Below are 5,731 nucleotides of genomic sequence, written 5' to 3' on the forward strand. Positions count from 1 at the left end.
ATGTGTATAAGAGACAGCATAGTAACATCATCAAACAGATAGGCTTCTTTAGTAAATCTACTAAGGTCATTTTTAACTACCTGTTCAATATTATATACATCTTTATCCTCTATTTCTGAAACGACCTTCTGCAGTCTAGCATTTCCATATTGTTCTTTATCATCATTTCTTGATTCAGTAACACCATCGGTATATAAGAAAATAACATCATCAGGGTCAAGACTTAAGTTACCCTTCTGATATTCAAATTCTTCTGTTATCCCAAGGATAAAGGTATTATTAGATTTGATATAATTACACTCCCCACTTTCTGCCCGGCAAATTAAAGGTGAATTGTGCCCAGCATTGGCAAATTCAAGCTTTCCTGTCTTCAAATCCAAGATACCTATAAATGCAGTTACAAAGATATATTCATCATTATCTTTGCAAAGAGCATTATTGACATTATATAATATCTCTTTAGCTGAAATATTTCTTAAAGCTTCATTCTTAATTAAAGTTTTAGTTATTACCATAAAGAGTGCAGCAGGTACCCCATTTCCTGCAACATCACCAATAACAAAGCAGAACTTATTATCATTAATAAAGAAGAAATCATAGAAATCTCCTCCTACATTCCGAGCTGGTTCCATACTAGCAAATATTTCAAACTCATTTCTATCAGGAAAAGGAGGAAAGATTCTTGGGAGCATACTGGCTTGAATCTTACTGGCTACCTGCAATTCACTCTCTATCTTCTCTTTAGCTGCTGATGTCTCTTCTAACTTCTTTAGATTCTGGTAAGAGCGTAATGAAGTCATTATAGTAGTATATAACTTCTTAGAAGTCAGCTCCGTCTTCTCTTTATAATCATTAATGTCATACTCCTTAATCACATTTCTCTCTGGAGCCTGTCCAGGTTGTCCTGTTCTTAATATAATTTGAACCAACTTATTTTGAAGTTCTTCTCTAATATATTTAACTACCTCTAGACCAGAATCATCACTCTCCATCACAACATCTAATAAAACAACTGCTATATCAGAATGCTTACTTAGCAACTTCTTTGCCTCTACTGCTGAATAAGCATTGATAAAACTCATATCTCTTCCTTCAAAAGTAAAGTCATCTAGTACAATGCGAGTTATCTTATGGACTTCTTGCTCATCATCTACAATCAATATCTTCCAAGGAGGTAATTCATTTTCTACATATTCCTCTCCATCTTGGAAAGTATATCTCATCTCATCACTCTCTTCCGATTCAAATAAGAGTTTATCGTCAGAAGTGCCTTTATCATCTTCAAAATCAAATAATAGATCATTATTATTTAGCACCAATATCTACACCTCCTAGTGAGTTTATCAATAGAAATTATAAACCCACATTTACCTATAACTCCAAATTTGAAGGTCTTAACTAAAAAAGTTAAATCATTATAATAAGTTAAATTAATAATCTTCATAAAAAAGATAAAAATCTTAATAATTTTTATTCTTTAATCCATTTTTCTCTGCGTAAATCTGCATCTAAACTTTCTTTTTATATTAATTTAATATGAAAAACTTTAATGCAATCTATATAGATCTCCAAGTCTGAAGTGTAATTTAATGGATATATAGCGACACTTTCGTGTCGGTAATCAGGAATCTGGAACCAGTCTTTATAACTGATTCCTAAAACAGTCCCAATATATCCATTAAGTTTCATTTTGAATTCACATACCTATATATCTACTCCATAAAATTAGCAATTGATTTTGTCAAGATCAGAATATTCTTCCCATCTTTTCGGTAATACTCAATATTATCCATTATAGTTTTTATTATATAGATTCCTAGACCCCCTGCTTTTCTCTCCGATAAAGGAAGGGTCAAATCAGGGTCTTCATATTCAAGTATATTAAAGGCAATGCCTTCATCAATAAATTTCAAGATTATCTTCTTATCTTGATTATAAATATTACAAATTATCTCTATATAACCAACCCTATCAAAATCCTGATAGGCATAATTAATAATATTAACTAAGACCTCTTCACAGACAAGTCGTAATTTATATAATAACTTCTTATCATATAAATCAAATTTCTTTACTTTATCTAAAACATAATTAATCATAGAATCAAGATTTTTCATAGTTGCAGGTACTTTCAGGCTTGTCACATTAATCATCCCTTTTAAATATTAGAGCCAAAGAAAAATCATATAAGCTTAATTAATTATATTGTTCTTCACTCTCTTTAATAACAAAAAAGTCATCTAACTCACTCAACTTTAGAATATCTAAAATATTATTCTGTGCCCCAACTAAGACCACATCTGAGCTATCTGCTACTCTTTCTTTAACAAAAAATATTGTTCTAATACCCTTAATAGAGATATATTCTAATTTATCCATTAAAAAAATTACTCTATTAATCGATTCTTTAACATTGTAATCTAACTCTTTTAATAACTTAGGTGAACTAGAGGAATCCAAGTCCCCAGCTAAGAAAACCTCAAGTACACCATTATATTCTTTTAAATTGAATTCTAATTTAGAATTCATATCTAGACCCCTTTCGGCTAAGATATTAGACACTTATTTAGCAGTCAGCAATATAATTGATCTAGCTCCAACTAATACCTCACTTTGATCTGCTAGCTTCTTATAATTATTTTCATCCCACATATCTTGAGGGGGAATCATTCCAGTATTAGAAATCACATACCAGCTTTTACCTTCTGGTAGCTCTGGTAACTCAAAACCATGTAGCTCCCAATGCATATTTATAGCAGCATAAATAAATTGATCATCTTCTGTTCCATAGTCTTCAGCTCCACCTGCAAACATAACTGCTACAGTCAAAGTAGATGCTCCAAAATCAAAGTTCCAAGCCTCTTGACCATGCCAAGAAACCTCAGGATATCCACTAGAGTTATAGGCAGTTTTAAACTGTTCTGCTCTCAAGACTGGATGTTTTTTTCTCAATTCTATCATCTTTTTGAAGTAATCAAAGATTTCTCGATTACTCTCTAATAAGTTCCAATTCAACCAAGAGATTTCGTTATCCTGGCAATAAGCATTGTTATTACCAAATTGAGTATTTCCAAACTCATCTCCTGCTAAAATCATAGGAACTCCACGACTTAATAACAGAATTGTAATAGCATTCTTTACCTGTTTTATCCGCTCTCTATTGATACCATAATCATCAGTTGGACCCTCATGTCCAAAGTTCCAACTATAATTCTCATCAGCACCATCTCGATTACTTTCTCCATTAGCATCATTATGCTTTCTATTATAAGAGAATAAGTCCATTAGAGTAAATCCATCATGGCAGGTGATAAAGTTAATTGATGCAGTAGGACCTCTATCACTATAAAGATCAGGTGAACCTTGAATTCTTTGCACTATCCTACCAACCATATCACCATTTCCTTTTAAAAATCTTCTAAGATCATCTCTATATTGACCATTCCATTCTGCCCAGCGCCCCCATGCAGGGAATGAACCTACCTGATATAAGCCACCAGCATCCCAAGCTTCTGCTATCAATTTACACTTTCCTAACACAGGATCATGGGCTAGCGCTTCCAATAAAGGTGGATTGACCATTGGTGCTCCCTTTTGATCTCGAGATAGAATAGAAGCTAAATCAAATCTAAATCCATCTATATGGTATTCTGCTGCCCAATATCTTAAACAATCAAGTATCATGTTTCTAACTATAGGATTATTACAATTTAGAGTATTTCCACAGCCACTAAAGTTATAATAATATCCTTCTGGGGTCAATAGGTAATATGTCTTATTATCTATTCCTCGATAAGAGATATAAGGCCCCTTTTCATTTCCTTCTGCTGTATGATTAAAGACTACATCCAAAATAACCTCAATACCATTTTTATGTAGCTCTTTAACTAGATTCTTCAGCTCATCAACCTCCATACCAAACTTTCCTGTAGCAGCATAACCTGCTTTTGGGGCAAAGAACCCGACAGCACTATATCCCCAGTAATTCATTAACCGTTCTCCTGTTACCTTTGAAATTTTAGAATGTTCAAATTCATCGAATTCAAAGACAGGCAATAACTCTATACAGTTTATCCCTAGCTTCTTTAAATAAGGAATTTTATCCCTAATTGCTGTAAAAGTGCCAGGATACTTAACATCTGAAGAAGGATGTTTAGTCAATCCTCTAACATGTGCTTCATAAATTACTAAATCCTTCATATCTATCTCTAAAGGTCTATCTCCTTGCCAATCAAAGTCATCAAAAATTATTCTCGAACGATGTTGAAATTTATCATTCCAATCAGGCTCTCTTCCCCAAACTTCTCTACCACCTATTGCTTTAGCATAAGGATCAAGTAATATCTCTTCTTTATCAAACCAGAATCCTTCACGAGGGTTATAAGGTCCATCCATTCTATAACCATACTCTATATTTTCATAATCTATATCAAAGACCATCATAGTAAAGACATTTCCTATTCTAAATTCATCAGGAAATGGGATAATGGCAAAAGGATTCTTTTCATGCTTCTTAAAAAGAACCAATTCACATGAAGTAGCATGCTTTGAAAATACTGAAAAATTTACTCCTCCTGGAACTATGGTTGCTCCAAAGGGTAATGCTTTACCACGCCGAATCTTAATTCCATTATGTTCATGGGTAGGATAAGTATCTACACGTAACATATCTTTACTCCCCTTTTTTCATATAATTTATTGCTTCATTAACTGTATCATAACTATTTAGTATATGGCTAAACCCTGTTATCTCCATAACATCCTGTACTTCTTCTGATAAATTAGAAAGCACACCAAAGCCCTCTACTGACTTTAATTTTTTAGCAATTATTAAAAGAACTCTTAATCCAGCACTGGATACATATTCACATTCACCCATATCAAAAATTAATCTGCTATGATTTTCAATATAAGGCATAATATTATCCTCAACTTTATTAGCAGAGCTTCCATCAAAATCACCTATAAGCTTAATAACCTTTATATCATCTTGATTATTAACCTTTATTTCCATTTATAATCACCTCTTTAAATTTTTAAATGATACTGTATCTTAACTGTTTAAACTGTTACTTCTAAAGTTCAATCCGGTATTGGATCATACCCCCAAAATTAATTTATATCAAAACAAGTTATAAACTTTCTTTATAAATCCCTTTAGCCTAGCTTCTAGATTGTCAATAAATAAACCTTAATATAATAATTCTAGTTTTCCTGTCGGAATTCCTTTTTTTCTAATTTTGGCTCATAGAATTCTTTTATTTAACAGAAGTATGCGGAATTCTCCCATCCTCTTTAGGTGGGAGATGGATAGCATATTTTAGAGAGGGTTAAACACCTTCATCTAAAATTCCTTTTTTTGTTAATAACAACCATAGATATTACTCTTAATTTATGATAAACTATTAGCAATTAAGGCAATCTAAAACTGAATATATGGAGTTGTAGCAGGAATTAGTAGCGAAAATAAAGCCCCTCTGCTACGTAAAATATTCAAGGTATAAGACTCATCCTTAATCGGAAAAACCTGTGGTTCACGGGGGTTAGCTTAGTAAATCTAGGTGGCTAGTAAAAGTACCTATTGCCTAAGAAGCCTTCTACCTCAACATAGTAGGTAGAGGTAGTTCACATATATATGATTAACTATATATTATCATAAATCTTCTATCAATATAAATTAACAATATGTTAAAAATAAGTTAAATTTGATCTGTCTCTTATACACATCTCC

The 5,731-nt window shown here is 32.4% G+C and carries 5 protein-coding genes; all 5 read right to left on the minus strand.

Translation table 11 applies throughout. The features are described from left to right. Window positions 1-1,316 (minus strand): SpoIIE family protein phosphatase (locus ACTCDL_RS13465; RefSeq protein WP_463177804.1); only part of this gene is annotated, 1,316 nt, incomplete at its 3' end. A gap of 396 nt (window positions 1,317-1,712) precedes the next feature. Continuing rightward, the gene (locus tag ACTCDL_RS13470; protein WP_463177807.1) at window positions 1,713-2,117 is read right to left on the minus strand and encodes an ATP-binding protein; all 405 of its coding nucleotides are present in this window, start codon (window positions 2,115-2,117) and stop codon (window positions 1,713-1,715) included. 79 nt (window positions 2,118-2,196) lie between these two features. Further along, complete coding sequence (locus ACTCDL_RS13475; protein ID WP_463177810.1) at window positions 2,197-2,529, minus strand: STAS domain-containing protein; 333 nt, start codon at window positions 2,527-2,529, stop codon at window positions 2,197-2,199. Between the two features lie 33 nt (window positions 2,530-2,562). Next, window positions 2,563-4,668, minus strand: coding sequence for a glycogen debranching protein GlgX (gene glgX / locus ACTCDL_RS13480; RefSeq protein ID WP_463177815.1), 2,106 nt, complete (start codon window positions 4,666-4,668; stop codon window positions 2,563-2,565). A 4-nt stretch (window positions 4,669-4,672) separates the two neighbouring features. Then, window positions 4,673-5,014, minus strand: a complete 342-nt coding sequence (locus ACTCDL_RS13485) for an STAS domain-containing protein (protein WP_106231672.1) — start codon at window positions 5,012-5,014, stop codon at window positions 4,673-4,675. Window positions 5,015-5,731 lie beyond the last annotated feature (717 nt).

It is taken from the genome of Orenia sp. (genome assembly GCF_055140805.1).

Bases quoted from the DNA above. Each gene is read 5' to 3' on its own strand.
- ACTCDL_RS13475 (WP_463177810.1), bottom strand. From the start codon at position 2,529: ATGAATTCTAAATTAGAATTCAATTTAAAAGAATATAATGGTGTACTT.
- ACTCDL_RS13485 (WP_106231672.1), bottom strand. From the start codon at position 5,014: ATGGAAATAAAGGTTAATAATCAAGATGATATAAAGGTTATTAAGCTT.
- ACTCDL_RS13470 (WP_463177807.1), bottom strand. From the start codon at position 2,117: ATGAAAAATCTTGATTCTATGATTAATTATGTTTTAGATAAAGTAAAG.
- glgX (WP_463177815.1), bottom strand. From the start codon at position 4,668: ATGTTACGTGTAGATACTTATCCTACCCATGAACATAATGGAATTAAG.